30 protein-coding genes, 1 tRNA gene and 3 pseudogenes are annotated in these 23,060 nt (G+C 37.0%); 4 read left to right on the top strand and 30 right to left on the bottom strand.

Going from position 1 to position 23,060, the window contains the following annotated elements; translation table 11 throughout:
- Positions 1 to 375: 375 nt before the first annotated feature.
- The 7 genes and pseudogenes from A6J31_RS00555 to A6J31_RS00525 form a co-directional block, all read right to left on the bottom strand.
- Positions 376 to 843, bottom strand: coding sequence for an 8-oxo-dGTP diphosphatase (locus A6J31_RS00555; RefSeq protein ID WP_045772495.1), 468 nt, complete (start codon positions 841 to 843; stop codon positions 376 to 378).
- A gap of 79 nt (positions 844 to 922) precedes the next feature.
- Complete coding sequence (locus tag A6J31_RS00550) at positions 923 to 1,528, bottom strand: hypothetical protein (RefSeq protein WP_045772494.1); 606 nt, start codon at positions 1,526 to 1,528, stop codon at positions 923 to 925.
- Positions 1,529 to 1,537: 9 nt separating this feature from the next.
- Positions 1,538 to 1,696: pseudogene (locus tag A6J31_RS11625) on the bottom strand (SH3 domain-containing protein); the annotation flags it as partial.
- A 434-nt stretch (positions 1,697 to 2,130) separates the two neighbouring features.
- Positions 2,131 to 2,292, bottom strand: a pseudogene (locus tag A6J31_RS11615) (peptidase S8); the annotation flags it as partial.
- 107 nt (positions 2,293 to 2,399) lie between these two features.
- Positions 2,400 to 3,134, bottom strand: coding sequence for an ABC transporter permease (locus A6J31_RS00535; RefSeq protein WP_003095151.1), 735 nt, complete (start codon positions 3,132 to 3,134; stop codon positions 2,400 to 2,402).
- 1 nt (position 3,135) lies between these two features.
- The gene (locus A6J31_RS00530; RefSeq protein ID WP_003095064.1) at positions 3,136 to 3,879 is read right to left on the bottom strand and encodes an ABC transporter permease; all 744 of its coding nucleotides are present in this window, start codon (positions 3,877 to 3,879) and stop codon (positions 3,136 to 3,138) included.
- A 1-nt stretch (position 3,880) separates the two neighbouring features.
- A complete protein-coding gene (locus A6J31_RS00525) occupies positions 3,881 to 4,789 on the bottom strand; it encodes an ABC transporter ATP-binding protein (RefSeq protein WP_003095062.1) in 909 nt (302 codons plus the stop codon).
- Between the two features lie 252 nt (positions 4,790 to 5,041).
- Between A6J31_RS00525 and A6J31_RS00520 the strand changes: the two genes are divergently transcribed.
- Together A6J31_RS00520 and A6J31_RS00515 are read left to right on the top strand one after the other, a co-directional pair.
- A complete protein-coding gene (locus tag A6J31_RS00520) occupies positions 5,042 to 5,740 on the top strand; it encodes a response regulator transcription factor (RefSeq protein WP_073688845.1) in 699 nt (232 codons plus the stop codon).
- Positions 5,741 to 5,756: 16 nt separating this feature from the next.
- Positions 5,757 to 7,121, top strand: coding sequence for a sensor histidine kinase (locus A6J31_RS00515; RefSeq protein WP_080610212.1), 1,365 nt, complete (start codon positions 5,757 to 5,759; stop codon positions 7,119 to 7,121).
- Positions 7,122 to 7,220: 99 nt separating this feature from the next.
- Here A6J31_RS00515 and A6J31_RS00510 read toward each other — a convergent pair whose 3' ends face one another.
- The 21 genes from A6J31_RS00510 to A6J31_RS00425 all read right to left on the bottom strand — a co-directional run bounded on the left by A6J31_RS00510 (position 7,221) and on the right by A6J31_RS00425 (position 18,691).
- Positions 7,221 to 7,406 carry a Paratox gene (locus A6J31_RS00510; protein ID WP_037601381.1) on the bottom strand — a complete coding sequence of 62 codons (186 nt, stop codon included), beginning with the start codon at positions 7,404 to 7,406 and terminating at the stop codon, positions 7,221 to 7,223.
- A 111-nt stretch (positions 7,407 to 7,517) separates the two neighbouring features.
- Positions 7,518 to 7,778, bottom strand: coding sequence for a hypothetical protein (locus tag A6J31_RS11460; RefSeq protein WP_173669678.1), 261 nt, complete (start codon positions 7,776 to 7,778; stop codon positions 7,518 to 7,520).
- A gap of 152 nt (positions 7,779 to 7,930) precedes the next feature.
- Entirely contained in the window at positions 7,931 to 8,371 is a 441-nt protein-coding gene (locus A6J31_RS00500) for an ASCH domain-containing protein (protein ID WP_080610211.1), read from the bottom strand.
- Positions 8,368 to 8,865: an NUDIX hydrolase gene (locus A6J31_RS00495; protein WP_070839473.1), complete on the bottom strand. Its 498-nt coding sequence runs from the start codon at positions 8,863 to 8,865 to the stop codon at positions 8,368 to 8,370. The genes A6J31_RS00500 and A6J31_RS00495 overlap by 4 nt, the downstream gene beginning before the upstream one ends.
- Positions 8,866 to 9,389: 524 nt before the next feature.
- The gene (locus A6J31_RS00490; RefSeq protein ID WP_080610210.1) at positions 9,390 to 10,226 is read right to left on the bottom strand and encodes a nucleotidyl transferase AbiEii/AbiGii toxin family protein; all 837 of its coding nucleotides are present in this window, start codon (positions 10,224 to 10,226) and stop codon (positions 9,390 to 9,392) included.
- Positions 10,226 to 10,816 carry a type IV toxin-antitoxin system AbiEi family antitoxin domain-containing protein gene (locus A6J31_RS00485; RefSeq protein WP_070839476.1) on the bottom strand — a complete coding sequence of 197 codons (591 nt, stop codon included), beginning with the start codon at positions 10,814 to 10,816 and terminating at the stop codon, positions 10,226 to 10,228. Before A6J31_RS00485 ends, A6J31_RS00490 begins: the two co-directional genes overlap by 1 nt.
- A gap of 201 nt (positions 10,817 to 11,017) precedes the next feature.
- Positions 11,018 to 11,179: a hypothetical protein gene (locus A6J31_RS11455; protein ID WP_171963507.1), complete on the bottom strand. Its 162-nt coding sequence runs from the start codon at positions 11,177 to 11,179 to the stop codon at positions 11,018 to 11,020.
- Positions 11,180 to 11,191: 12 nt separating this feature from the next.
- Positions 11,192 to 11,815 carry a hypothetical protein gene (locus tag A6J31_RS00480; protein ID WP_021151529.1) on the bottom strand — a complete coding sequence of 208 codons (624 nt, stop codon included), beginning with the start codon at positions 11,813 to 11,815 and terminating at the stop codon, positions 11,192 to 11,194.
- A gap of 23 nt (positions 11,816 to 11,838) precedes the next feature.
- On the bottom strand, positions 11,839 to 12,195 hold the full coding sequence (locus A6J31_RS00475; protein ID WP_070839478.1) for a hypothetical protein: 357 nt from the start codon (positions 12,193 to 12,195) through the stop codon (positions 11,839 to 11,841).
- A gap of 45 nt (positions 12,196 to 12,240) precedes the next feature.
- A complete protein-coding gene (locus tag A6J31_RS00470) occupies positions 12,241 to 12,807 on the bottom strand; it encodes a hypothetical protein (protein WP_080610209.1) in 567 nt (188 codons plus the stop codon).
- A gap of 118 nt (positions 12,808 to 12,925) precedes the next feature.
- Positions 12,926 to 13,105 carry a hypothetical protein gene (locus A6J31_RS00465; protein ID WP_080610208.1) on the bottom strand — a complete coding sequence of 60 codons (180 nt, stop codon included), beginning with the start codon at positions 13,103 to 13,105 and terminating at the stop codon, positions 12,926 to 12,928.
- Complete coding sequence (locus A6J31_RS00460; protein WP_105291369.1) at positions 13,102 to 13,551, bottom strand: GNAT family N-acetyltransferase; 450 nt, start codon at positions 13,549 to 13,551, stop codon at positions 13,102 to 13,104. The genes A6J31_RS00465 and A6J31_RS00460 overlap by 4 nt, the downstream gene beginning before the upstream one ends.
- Before the next feature lie 51 nt (positions 13,552 to 13,602).
- On the bottom strand, positions 13,603 to 14,091 hold the full coding sequence (locus A6J31_RS00455) for a hypothetical protein (RefSeq protein WP_080610207.1): 489 nt from the start codon (positions 14,089 to 14,091) through the stop codon (positions 13,603 to 13,605).
- A gap of 15 nt (positions 14,092 to 14,106) precedes the next feature.
- Positions 14,107 to 14,763 carry a JAB domain-containing protein gene (locus tag A6J31_RS00450; RefSeq protein ID WP_080610206.1) on the bottom strand — a complete coding sequence of 219 codons (657 nt, stop codon included), beginning with the start codon at positions 14,761 to 14,763 and terminating at the stop codon, positions 14,107 to 14,109.
- Between the two features lie 19 nt (positions 14,764 to 14,782).
- Complete coding sequence (locus A6J31_RS11450) at positions 14,783 to 14,959, bottom strand: hypothetical protein (protein WP_192573917.1); 177 nt, start codon at positions 14,957 to 14,959, stop codon at positions 14,783 to 14,785.
- Positions 14,960 to 14,971: 12 nt separating this feature from the next.
- A complete protein-coding gene (locus tag A6J31_RS00445) occupies positions 14,972 to 15,280 on the bottom strand; it encodes a hypothetical protein (protein WP_080610205.1) in 309 nt (102 codons plus the stop codon).
- Between the two features lie 53 nt (positions 15,281 to 15,333).
- On the bottom strand, positions 15,334 to 15,519 hold the full coding sequence (locus tag A6J31_RS11610; protein ID WP_225791546.1) for a hypothetical protein: 186 nt from the start codon (positions 15,517 to 15,519) through the stop codon (positions 15,334 to 15,336).
- A 427-nt stretch (positions 15,520 to 15,946) separates the two neighbouring features.
- Positions 15,947 to 16,087: a hypothetical protein gene (locus A6J31_RS11445; RefSeq protein ID WP_192573921.1), complete on the bottom strand. Its 141-nt coding sequence runs from the start codon at positions 16,085 to 16,087 to the stop codon at positions 15,947 to 15,949.
- Between the two features lie 192 nt (positions 16,088 to 16,279).
- Positions 16,280 to 17,290, bottom strand: coding sequence for an ERF family protein (locus tag A6J31_RS00435; RefSeq protein ID WP_080610203.1), 1,011 nt, complete (start codon positions 17,288 to 17,290; stop codon positions 16,280 to 16,282).
- Between the two features lie 50 nt (positions 17,291 to 17,340).
- Positions 17,341 to 18,189, bottom strand: a complete 849-nt coding sequence (locus tag A6J31_RS00430; protein WP_080610202.1) for a PD-(D/E)XK nuclease-like domain-containing protein — start codon at positions 18,187 to 18,189, stop codon at positions 17,341 to 17,343.
- Positions 18,190 to 18,265: 76 nt separating this feature from the next.
- A complete protein-coding gene (locus A6J31_RS00425) occupies positions 18,266 to 18,691 on the bottom strand; it encodes a single-stranded DNA-binding protein (protein ID WP_080610201.1) in 426 nt (141 codons plus the stop codon).
- 776 nt (positions 18,692 to 19,467) lie between these two features.
- Between A6J31_RS00425 and A6J31_RS00420 the strand changes: the two are divergent.
- Positions 19,468 to 20,717: pseudogene (locus tag A6J31_RS00420) on the top strand (ISL3 family transposase).
- A gap of 98 nt (positions 20,718 to 20,815) precedes the next feature.
- On the opposite strand, the gene A6J31_RS00415 reads toward A6J31_RS00420, so the two are convergent.
- Positions 20,816 to 20,888 (bottom strand) — tRNA-Thr (locus A6J31_RS00415).
- Positions 20,889 to 20,934: 46 nt separating this feature from the next.
- Complete coding sequence (locus tag A6J31_RS00410) at positions 20,935 to 21,396, bottom strand: GNAT family N-acetyltransferase (protein ID WP_080610200.1); 462 nt, start codon at positions 21,394 to 21,396, stop codon at positions 20,935 to 20,937.
- A gap of 306 nt (positions 21,397 to 21,702) precedes the next feature.
- Between A6J31_RS00410 and A6J31_RS00400 the strand changes: the two genes are divergently transcribed.
- Positions 21,703 to 22,905 (top strand): IS110 family transposase, encoded by a 1,203-nt coding sequence (locus tag A6J31_RS00400; RefSeq protein ID WP_080610199.1) that lies wholly within the window; start codon positions 21,703 to 21,705, stop codon positions 22,903 to 22,905.
- The last annotated feature ends 155 nt before the right edge of the window (positions 22,906 to 23,060 follow it).

Genomic DNA, 23,060 nt, shown 5'->3' with positions numbered 1-23,060 from the left:
CTAGGGCCCTCGCCCTAGTTTTTTATTTGCAAAAAAAAAAATATTTTTAAAAAAAGTTGATATAAAGCGTTGCCATAAGTCAACGAATTTTCATCATTCTGAACATGCAAAAAGAGAAGACCTATATGGTCCTCTCTAGATGTTAGCTTTTCATCACCCACTACAGTTGACAAGGAGCCTTTTTTTCTACAAAAACATAGACTCCATAATTCCTACAGTGGTTTTACCCACTACAGAAATTATAGAGCCAAAATTTTAAGTAATAAATGAATTTAAGATAGGAGATATAGTAGCGAATAGTTTATTCAATTTGTGCTAATAACTCCTAGCTGAGCAGCTAGATGTAGAATATTTATTGATACAAATCAAAAAAGTTTAATCAAACAAAATTGTTTTATTATGGCTAATACATTTTTTTGACTCATCCCAGTAATTAATACTTTCAAAACTTCCTTCACGTAAGTAAAGGGGCAACCTATTTTTAATTTCTTCTTGCATAGGTATTTCTTCAATATCTTCTAAATTCCACCATTTAGGTTCTCCTTCTCTAGAAGCACGAATATCTCCAGAAAAATTTGTACACAAAAAATCGTAGTATACGAACCTTTCGTTACCAATAGTATTGGTAAATCCAGAAATACCTTTTAATTTTAAATTTAAAGCAGTTAGACCAGTCTCCTCTTTTAATTCTCGAATAGCAGCTTCAAAAAAACTTTCAGGAAACTCTACTTTCCCACCTGGAGGAATCCATCCAGGAAAATCATCATGTTGTCTATTAAGTAAAAGAATTTTATTGTTTTTTACTACACACACATTAACCCAGTTTTTTATATTTTCTGCCATTTATACCTCCTAATATAAAACCAATTATGACATTTTTTAGATTATTTGACAAGGAGCCATTTTATCTTTTCTTTTTCTATCAATAGCCTATATCTGAATAAGCAATGTAAAATCGAACTTCTTGGTCACGATTTTTTTGAACAAAGCTGTACCACCACTCGCCGTTTTCGTACATGTATTTGTCCCACTCAATGTTTGTTTGAGGTTGTACATAAGCAACACCGCTGCTTTTATCAGGTGAAGCATAGACAGGGGTATCTTTTAACAACTCCAAAGTACCAGAAGTGGCTTCCCAACCACCATAACCTGTTTTCGGATCAGATTCAGAAGTTGTGGTTCCAGCTTGATTAGCACTGTTCCCTTGACTTGGTTGCGTTGGTGTTTGAGCTTGCGCTTGTGTTGGTGTAGTAGTTGTTGCACTAGAAGCAGCACTAGCTTCATTACTTGTAGCCTCGGTGCTAGAGTCTGCTTGTGTAGAACTTGACGTGCTACTTGATTTCTTGGAAGAGCTCTTTGTCGACCTCTTACTGCTAGAGGATGACGTTTTGCTCGTCTTTATATCCTTGCTATAAAAGCCACTTTTATCTACTTTACTACTACCACAACCTTTTAATAGTACAAAAGCAAGTAAGATAACCAATACAGCTACTATCAAGCCTGTCACGATTTTAATTGTTTTTTTCATCATATTCTCCTATGCTACGCTAATGTAACGTCTGTTACCTGAAGCAGCAGTATAACTAATCCAGTAATGACCATCAGACAAAAGCACTTTGTCGTAATTAACACCGTCTCCGGTATCGTAATAAGCCAGTTCTGGTGAGGACATTTTAGGTTCTGCTTTTATACTAGCATGTGTAACATTATTTGAAGTGTTTGTAGATGAATCAATGTTGGTTGTTTCAACGTTTCCATGTGAGTCCTCAGATACAGCAGAATTGTTTAAACTGTCTTCCGTTCCTTTGGTAGCCTGCGCTACTTCTTGAGTAACAGTTGTTTCTTGAACAGTAGAAGCTACTCCGATAGAATATTTTCTGATTGAGAAACGTTGACTTCGTGTCATCCAAAATAATTTTTTCATAGGTTTGTACTCCATATATGTTTAAACGAACGCATTTAGAGTTTATTCAGAAATTTAGCATACAATAAAGCAAATTCAGAACAACTCTTTATTATTGATATGTGATTATGCAACTATTGTTATTTATCCCTAGGATGATGCGAGTCAATATCAAAATCATCCTCTATGATAAGCACTTGATTCATATTAACACCTTCATTAATTGATTATTGAACAAAATTTGTAATGTTCAGCATTCTAAATTGATTACCATTTCCATCATGACTTAGCCAACTATTGTCATACAAGATTTTGATAGCTTCATCAAGCTGATTTTTTAAGTGATACTTTTCCATAATTAATCCCAAGGCAGCAGATACTTTTGGGGTGCAGTTCAAACTCTACTTGAGTGTTTACACATAATTATTGACAGTATCCAAATTTTTGACTGAAATTTCCTTATTCTGACATAAACAATGGATATATTTTTAAAACATTATTCGTTTTTCTTCAAAGCTGCCACTGTTAATTTATAGAAAAGTAAACTATATAGACTATTAACAACTAGAAAAATCGTCAAATCTATTAAGGACATATCTGTTAAAGAACGACTGCGTAGGGCAATCATTGGTTGAGAATAAGGGAAAAACTTTGTAAGATTCTCGTTAATAAAAATCAGCACAAAGTTTAACATGCTACCAATTGTAGCAACTCCAACAGCTTTACTAAAATTACGAGTCTTTGCGGTTACGAAGGATTGAAGCGTCATTATCGGAAAAGAGGCCACCACTGATAACAGAAGCCATTTAATATGAACTGCTAAACTGAGGTCAAACGAAATCCCGTCAACTTTGGCAGCTACAACAAAAATAAGTAGTAAAAAAAGTTGGACGGAAAGAATCAGAAAGAAGCCACTTAATAGTTTTCCAAAGTACAATTTATCCATTGAAACTTGATTAGCTTTTAACATCTCAATGTTTTTTCTCTCAAATTCTGGCATCAGTAACTGTCCCACAATAATGGCTAACATAGGAGGATAGAGAAGTGTACTGTTATAAAATGTTAATTGTCCCCATAAAACAAGGGATTGTGTCTTATCAATTAAGACAGCCCTATTAGCAAAATAAACTCCTAAACCGATAAAGCTAGAAAAAATCAAAAATGCCATTCCAATCATGAACAATTGTAATTTGCGAGTCTTTTTCCACTCAGCAAAAACATAAGGTCTCATTTCAACTTCCTCTCTTTCTCAGAATAACATTAGCTAAACCGTATAACATCAAACAATAAATCATAAAGAATACTAGTTTCCAAGGTAACTGTTGATCCAAGAGGTAGGTATATGCCCCATCCCCAAGAAAGTGATACTTATAAGGTGCTAAACTGCCTGCTCCGGTCAACGGATTAAGCAAACTAGCAAAACCATAACTTCTTGGATTTAAGACGATTCCTAAAAAACCTCCTAACAATCCTAAAGCCAGTAATACGCCTTGTTTTTCTAGAACCATTGCTAACGTTAAATAGATAGAAACTAGAGCGAAAATAGATAGTAATTGTCCTAAAAATTGAACTCCTACAATGTCCATAGGAATTGAGATACCAGATTGTTTTCCAAAGCAACAGATAGCTACAATTTCTGCAAAAGACATGACAAAGAAGAAGACCATTGTAAATAAAAATTTATGTCTAAAAATAGTCATCAAACCTAAGCCATTTGTAGCTTGTAATTTAAAGGTCTGTCCTTCACGTTCATTACTCACAATTCGACTCACAAATACAGAAACAGCAATAGGAAGCATGAGAAGGTTCACATTCTGATTACTAAATAAAGTTCCGACATTTTTTAACTCTGGATGCGAAAAAACAGACATAAACATTGCAATACTCCACAATGTCGCTACAATCATCAAAAGAGTAACAATTGAAAAAGATTTTGTTCGTCTACTTTTTAACCATTCAATGTACACACCTTTCATCTTATACCTCCTTTGTTAGTTCCAGAAAAATATCTTCTAATGTCTCACTTTCTCTAGTGACACGAAAAATTCTAAAGCCAAGGTCTGTTATATAGGTGATAATATCCGCAAGACGATCGTTACTCATATCGTCTAATTTAACCTCACTCGCCGATGCTTCCCGTACTCTGACTGAACCGAAATCAACTAAGTGTTGAACAATATTATTTTGCGAAAAATCGCCACCAATCTCAATCCAAGTATTTGATTTGATCTCTCGAATCTCTCCTTCATAAACTAAACAACCATGATTTATAATACCAACCCGATCAGCAATTTGTTCTATCTCTGATAAAATGTGACTGGAGATAAAGACTGTTAAGCCTTCTTCTTTTGCTAATTTAACAATCAACTCACGAATTTCATGAATCCCTGCTGGATCAAGACCATTAGTCGGTTCATCTAATAATAAAATTTGGGGCTTTTTAACTAAAGCAAAAGCTAAGGCTAAACGTTGCTTCATCCCTAGGGAATAGGCTTTCACTAATTTCTTACGATTTTTGTCCTCTGCCAATCCAACTAATTTCAAAGTTGGCCAAATATTATCCTCATCAAAACCTACCATTTTTTGAAATACTAATAAGTTTTCATATCCCGTTAAATTTGGATAATAAGATGGTTCCTCAATCATCGATCCAATTTGATTTAAGTAATCTTTATTCTCTTTGATATTTTGACCATTGACTAAAATCTCTCCTAAAGTAGGCTCCACTAAAGATAAGATCATTTTCATCGTAGTTGTTTTCCCTGCGCCGTTGGGACCTAAGAAACCATAGATTTCCCCTTCTCTGACTGTCAGTTTCTTAAGATCCACTGTAGTAGTGTCTTTATAGACCTTTTTAAGATTTTTCAATTCAATAATATTATTCATCTCATTAATTACCTTGTAATCCTTTTAGCCAGGATTGCTCCTTTCTTTACAATGTAATTCTACTTTATCATCTTAAAGATAACATTAAGATAGAACAGAATATTTTCTATACTTTTGAATTAATAAAGTTGAAGTAACTTTCATTGGTTTTTATTAGATTACTATGGGTATCTATATAGACTTTACCTGTCTCATCGGCTATATAGATAACTCTATGGTATAATTAAAACAAATTTTATGAGAGGTGCATATATGAATTTCGAAGCGCAGCTATTAAACAAACGGATATTAATAGTAGACGATGATGTTTCACTTAGTAAATCTATTAAAGAAGTTTTGGTGAGCAGGGGCTTTAAGAATATTAGTAATGCTTACAGTATTAGCGAAGGAATAGATATTTTTTCTATTTCTAAAATAGACCTCATTATCCTAGACGTAATGTTGCCTGATGGAGAAGGTTATCTACTTGCTCAGTACATCAGAGAAACTTCTGATATACCAATTTTATTTTTAACAGCCAAAAATAATCCAGATGATGAAGTTAAAGGATTAGATTCAGGTGGTGATGACTTTGTCACAAAACCATTTCTTCCTAAAACTTTAATCTATCGTATAATTGCTTTACTGAGGAGAGCATATAAAGGAGAATCAGAATTAATAACTTTAACTTCTTGTATCATTGATTTAAATAATGCTAGTGTAAAAAAAGAGGAACAGCATTTATCACTAACTCCAACTGAAATACAGATTCTAAGAAAACTATATACCAATAAAAACTATATTGTGTCAACAGAAGCAATCTGCGATACTATTTGGGGAATAGATAGTTTCGGGTATGAAAAATCCTTAATGGTACATATTCGTAATATAAGAGAGAAGATAGAATTATCCCCATCAAAACCACATCATCTCATTACAGTCAAAGGGCTGGGTTATAAGTTAGTTATCTGAATTTACGGAGTCTTCTATGAATATTTTCAAAAAAGGTATATTAAAATTTATTCTCGCCTTTCTTACCATAATATTAATCGATTTTGTTCTATTAGTAGCTACAACCAACTTTATCCGTAGCCAACAATCTCCTATAGATATCATACAAGGTGTATCTTCGAACATCACCCCATCAAATGGAACATATAAAGTTAATCAAACTGCAAAAAAACTGATTAAAAAGCACAACTTATGGGTCATGATTCTTGATCAAAAAAGTGGAAATGAAAAGTTTAATATCAAAAAACCTAAAAATATAAAAACACAATTTGATTATGCCGATGTCATTAAGTTTTCACGTTATTATTTAGATGACTATCCAATATTCACTCAAATAAAAAAAGAACAAAAAGATATTTATATAATTGCATTTCCAAAAGAAAGTATCATTAGATACGGAAATAATTTCTTTGATCTAAAAAGAATTCAAATTTTTCCGATTTTAATTTTAGTTATCATATTTGTTAACTGCCTATTTTGCCTATTCCTATACCTTTATAGTGTTACTTTCTTAAATCGCAACATCCAGCCAATTATTAACGCAATAGGTAAATTACCTGTCGGTTTAAACAAACAGGTAAACTCTGTTCAAGAATTAAATAGATTAACTTTAGCGGTTAACTCTGCTAACAAAAAACTACGTAAAAATGAAGAATTCAAAGAGAATTGGATTTCTGGAATAGCTCATGACATCAAAACCCCACTCTCAGTTATCGTGGCTAATACATCATTAGCTATTGAAAAAACAGACAATGATGACCTATTAAAAAATTTGAAACCTACGCTGGTTGAGAGTCACTATATTCAAAATTTGCTAAACGATCTCAACATATTCGCTAGACTAACAAACAGTAATTTAAAATTAAATCAAGAAATAACAGACATTATACCCTTCTTTAAGGAAATAATCATACAAATTATTAATCAAGAGATTTGGAATGATTTTAATTTTGAGTTTATTCCTGATAATAAATTGCTGGGTAAAAAAATGTACATTGAAAAATCTTTGATGTCTAGAGTTATTCACAATCTCATTTATAATTCTGTATTGCATAACCCTTCTGGTTGTAATATTCAGATTGTCCTTAACTATATTTCCCGTAATAAATTTTCAGTTATTATACGTGATAATGGAATTGGAACTTCTACAGATATACTTAAAAATATTAATAAAATTGAGGAATTTAATTTTGATATTTCTGGGGTTCGCAGAAGTGGTATGGGACTAAAAATTTCTAACCAAATTGTTGATTTACATGGAGGTAGTATGATTATCACAAGTGAACAAGGAGAATATTTTCAAACAGAAATTATCCTTCCTATTGAGTCACCTACCTTATAGTACCCAGTCATTCCATTTTAAATAATTGAGGCTATTATATCACTCTTGTATCCCTTTTGCGAGACCATAAGAATCATCTTACTTAAAAGCTGCATCATTTTAGAACTCCTTCAACTCTTCAAGAACAACATCTAAGTCCTCTTTTTCCACTATTTCTCCAGGTTCTACTTTCTCTCCTGGTAAAACATAATCATGGATCTTGCCATTTCGTCGAATAATGCTGATTTTATCTCCCTTGATAAACCCTCTTTCTATCGCTTCCATTACTTCATCATAAGTCATCATTTTATATACCTCCTATTTTCTACAATATATCTATTCGTAAAATATACCAAAAAGTAACAAAAAAAGGCACTCAAAGTTAAAAAACTTTAAGCGCCTTTTTAATTTCTACTATTAGGAGTCACTAGCTTGGGAAAAATCCCAATTTAACTCCATATCATCTAGGAAAGCATAGGCAATTAAATCTGCAACTGCTTCCCCACACGTTAGTTGCTTAACAACTCCAGACATTTCATCTAACTCTTCTAAAGTTGTCTCTTGTGCCGATGACAGCTCTTCTTTCGAAATCTTAAGTAGCCCTTTTTTTATGATATCATATCTCAAAAGAGCCTGTTCAAAAGCCAAATTTCTTTCACTTTTAGAATTAAAACGCATCTCGAATATCCCCTTTAAAAAGAGGGCGGGACAAAAGTCCTAGCCTCTCAATTGTCCTTGGATTGCCGAGCAAGACGCAGTGGTTGAGTGGGCTCTACTACGCTGATTGCATCAGCTTTTACAGCCCTACTCAACTGTCCCACTCTCATGTTCTATAATGGATAAACCTTGCGAAATTCTTCTAAAACAACCTTGCTGTCAGGTGTAAAAGTCAGGCCCGCTTTCTCCAGCCACTTCGTGAAGAATTCCTCGTGAACCTGCCACCAATAGGCAAGGGACTTATCTCCTTCCCCTTCCTTAAAGGCATGGTCGTCTGACACTTGATTGAAAGGCTGAACAGAAACCTTGGTGATTTCGACAATGCAGATAGCTTGATGTTGGCTGTCTAAAATCACATCAAAGGTTCCTTCTTGTGGAAGGGGTTCGTCCCCTACTGCATAGAGGTCGCAGGCTGAGGCAGTTGCTGTTTTTTCACCTGTAAACACCAAATCCGCTAAAAGGTCTGGTTCCACACCAAAAGCCCAGGCGTCTATCTCATCTCCAATAGAGGGGGTGATTTGCTTGTAGGCATTCCACATTTCTTGCGGTGTCATGATTGCTCCTTCTTTTCTTTTACCTTCCAATTTCTATAGCTTGTCAGTTCTAATTCTGGAAATCCTAGTAACTCTGCCTTCACCTTCAATACTATGGGTGAGGCAGTTTCTTCGGTAATCTGCTCGATCGGAAGCCAAATGGCATTTGCTGAATCATTGCTTCCATCAAGAACTTCATGAGGAAGGGATTTTTGAGAGTGTTCCAAGTCAAGTACTATATCATAAAAGGCCATGATATGGTGTACGACAAAGTCTTGCCCATCTTCTTGAACCAGCACATCATAGATTCTAGGGTTTGAATAATCGCTAAGCATATAGCCCGTCTCTTCCAGAACTTCTCTCTTGAGAGTTTCTGTCAGGCCCTCACCTGGTTCTTGACTACCACCAGGTAAATCAAAACGATGCTGATAAGGTCCTCTTGTTTTTTCAATGCAGAGCAGTTTCCCCTCTTGAAGACAAACTCCATAGACGCCAAAGTGATTTTTGATTTCCATATTCTTAACTTCCTAGCTTAATTTTTTAACACATAAATATCATCACATTAATCTTGGGTTGGGGGACACTCTTTATTAAATACATTTTGTCTATTTAACTATAACAGACTTTCAAAACAAAAAACGCAAGAGTTTTCCCCCTTGCGTTAAAACGTCATGTTGATATTCCACGACGTTCCATTATCATGGTGAGATATCCCCATGAATAACAATATTATCGTTTCTAAAGCTATTTTACCATATTTGTAAAGACTTTTCAACCAAAAATATACTGTCAATTATTTTGTGTTTACACAACTTATTTTACACTACCACCAATACATAGCAACTCCTTAATGATGAAGTCTTCATTGAGTGTGATAAAGACCAAAGCCTTGAAGATATAGCAAGTCTAATGGGTATAGCACCTAACTGGATGCCTGATAGCAACCTTCGAGCGAATGGATATGAATGTTCCTTTTACCAGAAGGATTAGAGACAAAAAACGGTTCACTACCCAATATATGGTAATGAACCGTTTTATATTACATAATAGTTGTCATGAGTTCTTTAACAATCTGAACTGATTTCTCAAAAGAAATATCTTGTGCATATTTGAATTGTCTTTGATAACGTGTCCAAAGTTGCTTTTGATACTCATCAGTTTCAATACTATTTAGCTGACTTTCCCAAATATCAATAGCCTCTTTACTTCCTCGTTTTTCTACAGTATTGGCCAGAGCTTTACGCAACACATCGAAATCTATCTCATCTTTTCTGGTATGGTACAAGGTAAAAAGGTCATAACGATCACGAGGACGTGTTGATGCTACTCCTCGGCTAATGATCGTTTCCAATTTTTCAGCTAGAACAGTTTCCAAATTATAAGTCCAAACCTCAATGGTTTCATTTGCTAATAGGGATGACATCGAATAAGTAATTTCTCTAGGTGTAATCTTATCACCCGTTGTAATGTCGATGAAAACAACCTCTCTTAAAGTATCAAATGTAGCATTGAGTTTTAGAGAAAATCCCCCGTATTCGTCATCTTGGCGAATCGGCTCTAGTTTATCTACTTCAAATGAAAAGACATCGTCCGAATCCGAAAGAATCTCTTCAAAGATGGTAACCAGATTTTCTTGACTAAGTGTAGTCCCTTTAAGCGTCACATCTAAATCCATTGTCGTTCGCTTATCAAGTCCTATCAACTGTCCTATTAGATAACCGCCTTTAACAATGAAAGAATCCTTATAGGAACTTTTAGCAATCAATTTCAATACCTGTTCAATCAGGAAGTTTTGCTGAAGCTGCTGGGCAGGAATACCTCTATCCTTAGCCATATTCTTAATCTTTGCCTTAAAGCTATTTGCATTGGAAAACATTAGGTTAATACCTCCATGTAAGATTGCAACTTATTAGTCACCTTGAATAACTGTGCATAGTGAAACAGTTTTGAAGAGTTAACTTTGTGATTTTGAAAATACATCTTAAATGCAGGAGCTATAACTTGAACATCAACTTGATAAACTGGTCTCAAACATTCTGCTAAAACTCTCTCCGGCTCGTAAACCTTAATCTTCTGCCCCACTTGTCGCTCAAGCTCAATAATTCCTTCATCATAATAAGAACGAAGAACTAACGGACGTATACCTTCTGATTTAACATTTTTTGTATTGGTTCCATAAGGAAAGCTCATCGTCATCTCAAAGGGAACTGTTAGTGATAATCCATGTAACCAAAGAGCTGTTTCTAAAGAAAAAATTCCTTTTGAAAAACGTTGCTGCGCCACAAACCATTCGTCCAGATAAGTATCAGGGAGGCGATATAACCCCTTTCCTTCAATCTCTACTTGTCCCTCATCAATCATTCTCAGCAATATTTTGTAAGGTAATTTCTCTTCAAGTACTTGTTGAAAGGTCAAAAATCCTTGATGTTGTTGAAAAGAAGCCATAATCATTTCAATATTATTCATAATAGCACTATCCTTTCGTAAGAAATAAAATGCTAACACTTTTATTAAATGTTAGCATTTTATTTCTTTTTTATCAACTATTTCGGGTTTAATTCCTTCAATAAGGATCCACCAGAGCACGAGTTTTTGGCAAGCAATAAAAACCAGTAGACCGTATAACCCTTTTAAAAAAGCCACGTATAAAATACGTAGCTTACCTTTCTACTGAACTGCAGGCCCTAAGTCGAGATAGAGAATGTCTCGCTTAGTCGCATACTGTAGTGCATGCTCATCAGCTTCAAACAAATCTGAAGCTAGAAACCTTTTTGTAAAGACTGTTTCGTCTTTACGCTTAAATGTTGCTGTATAACTATGTTTAGTCATTATCTTTCTCCTTTAATATTCGTACTGACCTTTGACTCCACTATAGAGCCAATACACAGCTTTATCGTAACCTTGCTGAAGGGTACCGTTAGCATCCTCCATTAGGTCTCTCAAGGAATAAAATCCTCGGTAACTGTCTAATGCAGATTCCATCAGACAGAAAAGATAGGTTGGCATATCTTTTGTTCCCCAAGCTAGAAGATCTAATTGACTTAAATCATCTCTTGCTTCTTTTGGAAAACGACTCGGAAAATTACTTGTCGTAAAATTTCCACATTCTTTTGCTCGCTGTAACATAATCAAGCGAGTTTCCAACATGTGTATATCAGCTTCTTGAAAAGCTTCTGCATGCTCTGTGGTAATAATCAACTTTGATAGACCAGGATTGATTTCCTCAACTTCATAATAAAGTGAAGATTCAAACGGGATCTCAATCGGAGGAAGGTTAGATACTCCCTCTCGATTCAAGACCACGTTCCTAACTGGTCGGCATAGCAAACTTTGTTGCATATCCGACTTGTTGCTATCAATAATCGACGCAATCCGGTCATCAATTAGGTCTGACGGAAATCCAGCAATATTACTATTATATTGGTGAACCTTTTCAATATAATAGAGTCCTTGAGTGATTGTCATTGTTTTCTCCTTTTTTATTCAGGTCAAGCCATTACAACATCGTCAAGACCGAGCTCCTTGAACTCTTCTTGTGTCTCGCTATTGCTTTCAGTTGTCTTCAATTTGATGACAACATTCAGCCCCATAGCACGTGCTTGTAACAATGCTGAAGCGAGTGCTGGTTCGGGTTTTCCCTCAACGAATAGGGTTTGAACCTTACGCTCCTTCATTTCCAGAATTCTCTTGAGATAAAGACAAGAGAGTTCCAAGAATGAATAGGATTGAGCGTTATCAATCTGAGGGAAAGTTGTAACGCCTTCAAGAAGGTCTTTGGCAAAAAGATCCGCAAAGACCTCTTGAGTTTTTTTGTTTTTATAAATATAGATATGTTTTTTTGTCATTGTTTTTCTCCTTTTTATTTTAGAAACTGGACTACCATAACTTCTCTACTTAACAGAAGGAAGCTCCTCGACACGACGTAAGAAAGAAAGCAGCTCCTTGCGCGTGTTGATGTCTTCAACATCTTCTGTTACTGGCGTATAGTAAGTAAGATGATACTCACCATTGTCCCAACTCTTAAAGACAGAAGACTGGCAGAACTCAATCTGGTCATCTTCTACCTGATATACCAGGTTAGCCATGTAGCCATTACCAAAGTAATAGCGATGGAACACAACCTTACGATTGTTTCCCAAACGTACCAAAACTTCTGGATTTTGACGTTTATATTGAGTTGGTTTAATGAAAAACCCAAATTGTGACCCTAAACTAGTCATCTTTAAGTCTTCCATTGCCACCAATGCCTCATCACAAGAAATAGGCATTAACCCACTTTGTTCTAACAAGGTATTGATAGCAACCATTCCATCCTTCTTGATAAAAAGATGGCTATTCCCAGTCTCGTTCAAAAATTGACGCAAGGTCATTCCTGAAAATGAATCATTAACCTCTTTATCAGAGGAAATATGAGCAAATAGTTTTCTTCCTAGTAAATTTGTTGATAATGTTGTCATTGTTTTTTCTCCTCCATAGAAAAAAGAGGAGGTGTAACCTAGAGTTACTACCTTCCTCTTTCTCTTATATATCCAATATACGATGTATCTTACACGATATACTATTTATAGACGTGGCTTACCACTGCATCTCATCAAGTTCTCGTGGGCTTAACTTACGCCCCAAGTTCTCTTCAACACGCGCAGCCCACACAAGATTCCCATTCTTGATCATTTCAATCTCCTCTGGTGTCTTGTATGGTTTTTCTGGTAAACCTAAAGACTCCCAATCGGCCTTAAATTGTTCTACTATCCTCATGGTTTGTCTACTCCTTCCTTCAAAAAGCGGTCAATGAGCAACTGGCATGCTGCCGTATGAAACATCACACGGTTTGTATTTGCAATACGACTGCAACCATAGCGACGCACGTAGTAATCTAAAAGAGCAGTCTTTGAAAGACAGATCATGACCCCCTCGAAACCACGATTGAAAGCATCTTGGGCAACATGTGCCAACAAAAGCCCTGCTATCCCTTGATTTTTCTTATCCATACGAACCTCTAACTTATGAACAAAGGTGTAAGCATCTCTAGGCTCAGGAGTGAACTCAATCATTCCAGAAACCTCCCCTTGAATCACAAAACCACTGGTCATAGCATCAGATGAACTCCTTACCGTCCAATCAACTTCAAACCCTTCTGACGTCAAATCAGATAAGGTCGAAATCGCATCTGAACTAAAGGTCCAAAAGAAGGTCTCTTTCATGCTTTGTCTCCTCGCTACATCTTTTTCTTTATACCTATTATAACACCATTTTTAGATAGACAGTCGGCCTAAAGCAAGCTCTTGGTCATAGGCTTCCTCTAACTCTTTTAGATAAGACTCTGAGTAATCTCCAAGGTCTTCATCTGTTAAGAGTTTAGTGGTTATCCCTTTACCAGGGACATTGCGAGTCATAACGGTTGCTTTATAAATAAAGTTTACGCCAGACTCTGCATCTACATAATCAAATGTGGCTGACACCGGGATATCACTAAGAGTGCTATCTTGCTTTAAGATGTTAGTCAAAAAGCTATCGATATTCTCTCGAATATTCCAGTTCCCACAAGCTGTAAAAGGAAGTGTCGCTGAGACAACTCCTTCTTCAGTTGTGATACAATCTGCTTTTCTTGGATGACCTTCTATAGTCGTAGGTCTCCAAGCTTTGGTATTGATTACCCTATGAGTAGCCACAAGCACCTCAATATCTGAAAATGTTGGTGCGGAAATAGTTACCTTTCCAAAGGCATCAGAAATATTTCCCATTCTTTTTCTCCTTTCCTAGAAACAACGCATTCTTCCGTTATCTCTAAAAGAATAGTAATTATCCTTCGTTACGATAACATGGTCTAAGACCTCCATCTCAAAGAGCTTTGCAGCATCTTCAAGGGCCTCAGTGACATTAATATCATTACTGGAAGGATATACACTTCCAGAGGGATGGTTATGAGCTACCAACACGTAGCGAGCTAAATTCTTCACTGCATAGTGAAAAATCTCTCTTGGACACGCCATACTACGATGAACGCTACCGATGAAAACTACTCGCTCCTCGATAACGTTATAATGCACGTCTAAGTACCACACTACAAGATGCTCTTGTTTCTTATGTCCATAGGCTTTTTGGATACTTTGAGCAAAATATCCTGTCCCAGTGACACAAGTTGGCTTTTCTTCCTCACCTTCTGAACGTTTGAAAAGTTCAAGCATTGAAAGAAAGGCAATAGCATCTCTCTGAGTTAATCCATAATGTTTTAACTCCTCGATACTTAACTCACAGACCTTCTTAAAGACCTTCTTAAAATCTCCTTGCAATTCAGAATACAAGGCATCGACCTTTTCTGAAGGAATCCAGTGAGTGAAAGCCCTTTTGAATAGCTCTCTATCACCAAAGTCTTTAGGATGTCTAACTTGTCTCCTAGTAATTGTTTCTGTCATTGTTTTTCTCCTTTACCTGTTAAACCACAAGCCATTTTTCCTGCAGTTGCATAGCGACTGCTGCGGTTGTGGTTACTTTAAAAAGCAAACGCTCCTGGTTATCTCTTGCAACTACAACAGCAGCACTCCCCTTATACAAAACCGAAATGGTACTTTTTCGAGGAAGTGCTTCTAGCAGAATACTGATTCTATCCATAACGACCTCCTCCTAGGCTGGGGCTACTACCCACATAGAGCGGATAGCTTGCACCTTTCTATTCGTCTCTGCACGGTCTAAGTGACAATCGCTATCAAAATTAGTACCGTAGACATCTTCGTATACCTCTCGCATACGTTTGCCCAGGTCCTCAATATGAGACAATTGCGCTTTCGAGGCACGTGCATTGAGGTCAGTCATATAACGATGATAAGCTTTTCTAAACATCGCATTTAATCTGGCATCATTCTCTAGGTACCATTTAAGGGAGTAATTCTTGTAGTGCTCTTGTAACCACAAGGCTTTTTCTCTTTTTGTCATTGTTTTTTCTCCTTTATAAAATAAAAAAATGGCCCCTAGGACCATTTTTCTGTTCATGTTTTGAGGACTGTCAGTTCGTTAAGCAGGGCTTCGTAGTAAAGTCTCCGTTTCAGACGTGACGAAAACAAATCCACAAATTCCTTGTAGTAATGAATATCTTCATTCGTATAGGATTTACAGGGACGGTCTTCATCATAAACGATTAACCAGACTCTTTCTCCAGGGACAGCTTCACTCATTGTATTGACTCCTCTGTTATCCAAAGCTTCAAGACCCGCTAGTGAAACATACCCTACTCGAACCTTATGCCCGTCGTTCTTTAGATAAGTACACACTTTCGCCATACATTGCCTATGTTTTTTGGGCTTATGGGCACCCTCTAAAAAACACAGTATATTAATAATAGACGTCTCCTTCCTTTGTTCAACTACGAAAAAGGTGTTGAATCCCTTCTATCAAAAGAATAGGGATTAGAAATACCACGGCAACTACAGGTTTAAAAACCAATTTGTTGCGAAGCAAGTTGCATAGGAAAAAATAGTCTAGAATGGCCACTAACCCAATAAACAACAACTCTGGAAGTATCTGTTTAAAGAAAGTGTACCAAACTTGTTGTTCGACATAAGTTCGGTTTGAATGGAAAAGATCTAAAACACTGGTGATTGTTTATCTGACAAAGTAGTCACGACTAATCACCTCTTTTTGTTTCTGTTGCAAAGCATGGTTGTACATATTTAGCAAAAACTCCTTCTTAATAGGGTCCTCTTCTGCTATATATGCTTCAAAAAGATCATTAATATTTTGCATACCCATTCCTACCTTAGTCGTTATAATATCATGTTGTATAATTCTTATCCTATTATATCATACTCTTTCTCACCCAGGGATAGTTCTACCCTCTGGATAATGTTCAATTAATGCCGATCAGGTAAACGCCTCTAATTAACATTTCTCTTATTTTGTTGCCGTAATAAAGTCTGACCACTTTTTGTTCTACTACTATTGTTGTTGTGCCTGCTGACGTTGTTTAGAAACAAAATCAGATAAAGCTTTGAGTTGAACAGTCAACCCTTGGCTTTCTCCTAGCTGAGACCACTCAAGCAACTGGCTTTCTGTTGCTCCAAGAGACAATGCTGCTTCTTCACCACGAGCAACCATTTGAATCAGTTGATCATCGTTACAAGCAGTTTTTATCCCTTTTGTAGCTGTTTCACTCTTTTGTGGAGCTACTTCAGACTCGCTAGTTGCTTGTGAGACACTATCACTTGCCACTTTGTTATCTGATGTCACCTCACTAAGTAATGTCTGTTCACTGCTACTCAAAGAAGTAGCTAGCGACGCTGACTGAGCAGTCTTTCCATAGCGGGCACCCGTTGGTTTGCGAGGTGTTTTCACTTGGGCTTTTGACTGATAATTATGGTTACTATCATAATTACCAGTCTGTTGAGCTGATTGCGAATGATTTGGCACATTGTCCATATCTAGTTCTTCGCTATCAGCCTCAATACCAAGCAGTGTTTTCACCTCGTAGCGTCGCAGATAGGTCACCTGTGCTCCCAGATTCTTAATATCATTGACATTGTAGAATACAGGAACAGACTCAATGTCGTAAGAGACACCACTTTCATGAAGTAGTGTCGTCACAACTTTGATACCATTGGCATTCCCAAACGGAATGTGTTTAGTTTGCTGAGTCAACGTCAAGCCGAACTTGTTAAGAGCTGGACGTACAGCCCCTAAAATCTCTGATAGAGGTGCGAACTTAAAGTCCACGTTCTTAAACGTGACTCTACTTGTCGCTGTTACCGACTCAAACTCAGCTTGAGCCTTGGCCAAAGCCTCAAACAATGGAGCCATAAGCTCTGGCTCCGGTTTAGAATGGTCTTTTTTAGCTTGTTCAGCCTTTTGCCATTCTAATTGCATTTCAGTCTTAGCTAGAGCTACTCTAGCTTCAATAAGTTCAGCTACTAAGGTTTTCTCATTTGGTGTGTTCAACATAGTTTCAGTCATTGTTCTTTCTCCTTCATTTTAAAAAGTGGCCTTTAGACCACTTTCTCTATTTATTGTTGTAAAAATTCTGCCATTGTTTTTGCCGTAACTAACGACTTATTCGTCAAACAGTAATCACAATGACCACATCCTTCGACAGACTTATGTGCTAAAGCATCTTTAAGTACTTCAAGATGCCCATAGAAGATGTCTCTCCCCATTTCAATGATAGTATCATCAATCATAATTAACTCCTTATCTGGAACAGGTTCTTTTGAAACTGCCATAATATAAGGTGTAAACTCATAACCGTAGGTTTGCTTCAGCAACTCCTGATATACGTACATTTGTAGCGTATACTGATATTCTACTATGTTATAGAGAAGAGACTTCGTATAACGATGAAGTGTTGTCGAATATTTTTCCGACTGAAGACTCTCCATCGTTTTCAAGTCTATGAAATAACCACCTGAAAGATTCAGACTATCAATTTTGCACTTGAAGGGAATCCCTTCTAGCGTACCAGTGATAATCCGTTCTTTCTCCACCATTTCATCATCTGTACCATGATACAAACGATTAAAAAGCTCCTCTTTTTCTAAAGCAGCAATCATCTTATCTGCTTGTTTGAAAGAGGCTTTTACCTGGCCAGCAGTTTTTCCTCGTTGACTAATGATCTTATCTCGATTCATTTCCAAGAAAGCTTCATGAGCTTCTTTAGTCTCAAAATAAGAATGGACATAATTACCAACAAGTAGGCTTTCTGTCTCTGTCTTCTCAGGCCAAAAGCCCAAATCGACAACTTGTTGTCTTAAGGGACATTTGATGTACTCCTTAAAACGAGAAGTGGACATATAATACCTATCTTGGTAGTAATTATCCTCTGTCAATGGAGGAAGTATCTCTACTTCTTTTATCATTCTTTCTCCTTCCAAAACAAAAAGAGCCCAGTATGACTGAACTCTCTACTTTCTTCTTAAAACCTTAAACTATGTACTAGAAAGGAATATTCTCAAACATAGAATCATCTAAAGGTTCTCCGCCTCCAGGAAAGCCCCCTTCTGCAGGTCCAAAATCTGGACTTTGCGAAGAAGCGTTACTATGGTCACGAGGCTGTAAGTTGTCAAAGTTTGACACATTAACCTCGGTCACATAGACCTTTTGACCTTGTTGGTTTTCATAAGAACGAGTTTGCAACCGTCCTTCAACAGTCACAAGATAGCCTTTCTTGATCCAGTTCGCGAAATTCTCCGCTTTACCCCAAATGACGAGGTTAATAAAGTCGGTCTCTCGCTCTCCATTTTGATTTTTGTAATCACGGGGAGAAGCGATTCGAGCCGTCGCTACTGCCTTGTTCGAAGGTGTGTAGCGAAGTTCCGGATCTGAGACCAAACGACCAGTAATAATGACTTTGTTAAGCATAAGCTTTTCTCCTTTTTAAAGTTGTTGTTGTAAAGTTGCCTTGGAAAGCCTCGAATACTTATTCGTAGCCTTTCCTCCGCTTGCCGACAGTTTAGACTTGGGAACACCTGTTCCTCTCCTCCAAACATCGAGATGTCGCCTTCCTTTTTTGTCCGTCTACCCAAACTCAAAACAAAAAAAGCATAACAAAGAAGCCGGCAAGCCTTGTCTCAAAAAACAAGGATGCGCGTGCCTATGGCAAACCATAGGAAAAACTTCTCGTTATGCTTACTTGCTAATAACGTTTGTTGTAGCCTTTCAAAAACTCAAGGCAATTTTCTCGTACGTGTTTCAAAGCGTTAAGCCCCTTATTTCTGTCTGATGGCTTAACTGATAGCTAAAAGCGAGTACGCTCTCTTTTAACCCCTTAAACACGGTATGCTTTTCACTGGGACAGAATCAGTAATCACATATCCTCCTCCATGTTTCCTCTTTTCTCTAGTCACTTGACTATGAGTTCACCGTTTGAGGTGTGGTGAAATAGATATAAATTAAACAATTTATGTCTTTAGTATAGCAAACGCATGAAAAAATAGCAACCTAAGGTTAAAGATGACTTACAGTAAAATAAAAAAACACCTAAAAGGCGCATGAAATACATTTCCGAGAGTTTTTTGGCTCTATAATTTCTGTAGTGGGTAAAACCACTGTAGAGATTATGGAGCTTTTTGAGTGCAGACAAAAAGTCCCATAAGAACTATAATGAAAAGCAACCAAACCATCATTAGGAAGAACTTATGAGACTTATTAAGAATACCACAGAATTAATCGGAATTAAAGACCCTAACATTATTATTTCTCTTGTTTTTGAAACCGATACTCATATCGAGATTCATGCAAAACTGGATTACCCTGCACCACCATGCCCTCATTGCAAAGGAAAGAAGATCAAATATGATTTTCAAAAACCTTCTAAAATCCCTCTTCTCGAACAAGCTGGAATTCCAACACTACTACGCCTAAAAAAAACGTCGCTTCCAGTGTAAAAATTGTAAGAAAGTCACGGTAGCTGAGACATCAATTGTTGAGAAAAACCACCAAATCTCCAACCTTGTCCGACAAAAGGTTGCTCAACTTCTAACTGAGAAGGCATCACTAACGGATATTGCCAGAAGACTTCGTATAGCGAGGTCCACTGTCTATCGTAAACTTGACCGGTTTACTTTCAAGGAACATTATGACAAGCTCCCAGCTGTTATGTCTTGGGATGAGTTTGGGTTCAAGAAAGGTGAACTCGCTTTTGTGGCTCAAAACTATGAGACCAACAAACTCATAACCATCCTTGATAATCGCCGTCAAACCACTATTCGAAACCACTTTTTGAAGTATCCATTGAAGGTTCGCCAAAAAGTGCAGTTTATTACAATGGATATGTCAGGAGCCTGTATCCCACTAGCTCGTAGACTTTTCCCAAACGCCGAAATCATTATTGATCGTTTCCACATCATCCAACACCTTGGTCGAGCCTTTTTGAAGACAAGAATTGCCATTATGAATCAATTTGATAAGAAGTCACTACCCTACCGAGCCTTGAAAAATCACTGGAGACTCTTCCAAAAGGACAGCCGTAAGTTATCTTGTAAGTCATTTCACTCGAAGACCTTTGGTCAAACCTTAAGTCCATATGAAGTCGTTAAGAAGACACTAAATTTCTCAGAAGAACTCGCTAACTATTATAACCTCTATCAGCTGTTGCTGTTTCACTTTCAAGAAAAGAGGGTAGATGAGTTTTTTGAGTTAATAGTGGAGAATATAAGCAAGCTCAATCACTACTTCAAAACTGTCTTTATAACCTTTCTTAGACACAAACAATACATCAAAAACGCACTAGAAACACATTACTCAAATGCAAAATTGGAGGGGACCAATAAGCTTATCAAAGACATCAAACGTCTGGGCTTCGGTTTTAGAAACTTTATTAACTTTAGGAAGCGTGTTTTCATCACTCTGAACATAAAAAAGAGAAGACCTATCAGGTCCTCTCTAGATGTTAGCTTTTCGTCACCCACTACAGTTGACAAGGATCCAAAGTAATTCAACATCAAAAAAAGCCCGTCACAATAGGCTTTTTCTTGTATAGTTTGATGCCGATTGCAGCGATTGAACCTGTGACCTAGGCTTTACGAGTGCCTTGCTCTACCAACTGAGCTAAATCGACGATTACACTTGCAGTATAGCACTCTGAGAATAGATGTCAAGTAATATTATTCAAGCTTCTTAATCAAAATCTGACAAGGGTTTTGAGAGCCCCAAAGCTGTGGAAAAATCTCTAACTTTTTAAAACCAAGACTGCGATAAAAGACATTCGTTCGATCATAATCTTTATTAGAACCTTCTGCCACTGTTTTGACCTGCAGATAATCAACTTTTTTACGAGCTTCGCTCTCTAAAGTAGCAAGCAATTGGCTCCCAATTTTTCTACCTTGATAGGATTTTTTTACGCCGAGACAATCAATCTCTGCACAATCTTCACTAGAATAGGACAAGCTTACAAATCCAGTCAAATCACTCTCCTGATAGGCAGCCCAAACTTGCAGTGTCGTGGCTCCTTCTATATAGGCTTGTGTGCTTTCTGGGATTCCAAACCATTCTGGCAAATCCTTCAAAACCTCAGCGACAACTGCCTTTTTTTGATTTTCATTCTTGACTTCTTCAATTACAAACATCATAAGTTCCTTTCTTGATTTTAGTCTTACTTTAGCTTTTCGTCACCCACTACAGTTGACAAACATACTAAGATTAGTAGTGAAGAAATCTCCGACGGGAGAGAGTACTCACTACTTTTTCTTTATGTTAAAGTAGTGGTGTCTTGTAAAGTCGTAGGGCTCTATGGCGCTAGACGTCGCTTGACAAACTGGCAAGACACCTTGTTTTAGGTGGAGTTTGATCAAAGTATGTAGGACGCTAAACGTCGCGTATTGAAAATAAAATCACTAAAACATGGAATTATTCAAGACAAAAGAGGTAATGTCATGCGTGCAGTATTTGGAATTGATGTCAGTAAAACAAGTTCTGAGGTGGCCATTTTAGTCAACGGTGAGAAGGTTCATGGCTACACCATACTCAATGATGCCATTGGATTCAATCGCCTGTTGGGCGACTTGAAAACTGTTCATAACCCTGAGATTATATTTGAGGCTACAGGTGTCTATTCTCGACGTCTTCAAGCCTTTCTTGAGGAATATAGTTACGCTTACACACGGCTAAATCCACTGGAAGCTAAGAAGCAATTGGACAGTCTGCGAGTTCGTAAAACAGATAAAATTGACGCTGAAAAGTTGGCTAAATCTCAGCTTGTGCACAATCGTAAACCAACTTACGTGCAGGAAGAAGTTTATCAACACCTGCGTGATTTAAGCCGTTTCTATCAAAATATGACAGAAGATCTTGTTCGAACTAAAAACCGTCTGCACAAGGTTCTACAAGTCACCTTTCCTGAATTGGAAAATCTATTATCCACACCTACTGGAGAGCAATATTGGAACTTAGTGATGGCTTTTCCATGCAAAGAGTTTGTATTAAGCCTATCTCAAAGTAACTTGTGTGAGATTATCCGTCAGTCTACATCAAAACGCATCTCTGAAAAACGTGTAACTTACTTAGTAGATAAGCTTATAAAACTAGCTAATCAGTCTTATTGTGCGGTCAAGAAAACCTCTCCAATGCTTGAAGAGGTTCGTTACTATGCTCAAGAATTGCTTCGTCTTTCTGAACGCAGACAAGTTGTCTTAAGCGACATGGTAGCTCTAGCTCAGCCTTTACCAGAGTATGACATCTTACGGTCAATTCCTGGCATCGCAGAAACCACAGCGACATCTATCATTGGCGAGTTGGGAAATATTCGTCGCTTTCAGTCTACCAATCAAATCAACGCTTTTATTGGCATTGACCTGAAACACTACGAATCTGGGAACTTTCTCGCCAAGGAACACATCACTAAACGAGGTAATCCCTATGCCAGAAAAATCTTGTTCAAGTGCATTCACAACATCGCTTCAGCTAGTCATACCAATCCCTGCCATATCGCTGACTTTTATGAGAAACGAAAAAGACAATCGACAATAGCTTCAACTAAGCCACATACGATTGCCTCTATACATCGTCTCATTCGAACAATGTATTACCTCATTACGCATAACAAACTTTACGATTACTCTTTGACCCAAAATCGATAAGGCTGTCTATGCCGTATTATTGTAACACCTTGTTTCAAAAAATACCAGATGAGGTGTTTTTTTAGCATGCCCATTTATGGATAAAAAAGGGTTAAAAATAAGACAGTAACCTCAGAATAGCTACTGTCTTATCTCTTTTTTTACTTAAAGCCTTG

It is taken from the genome of Streptococcus sp. FDAARGOS_192, from assembly GCF_002073815.2.
Lineage (GTDB): Bacteria > Bacillota > Bacilli > Lactobacillales > Streptococcaceae > Streptococcus > Streptococcus salivarius_H.
This window is presented reverse-complemented; position numbering and strand designations above follow the sequence as displayed.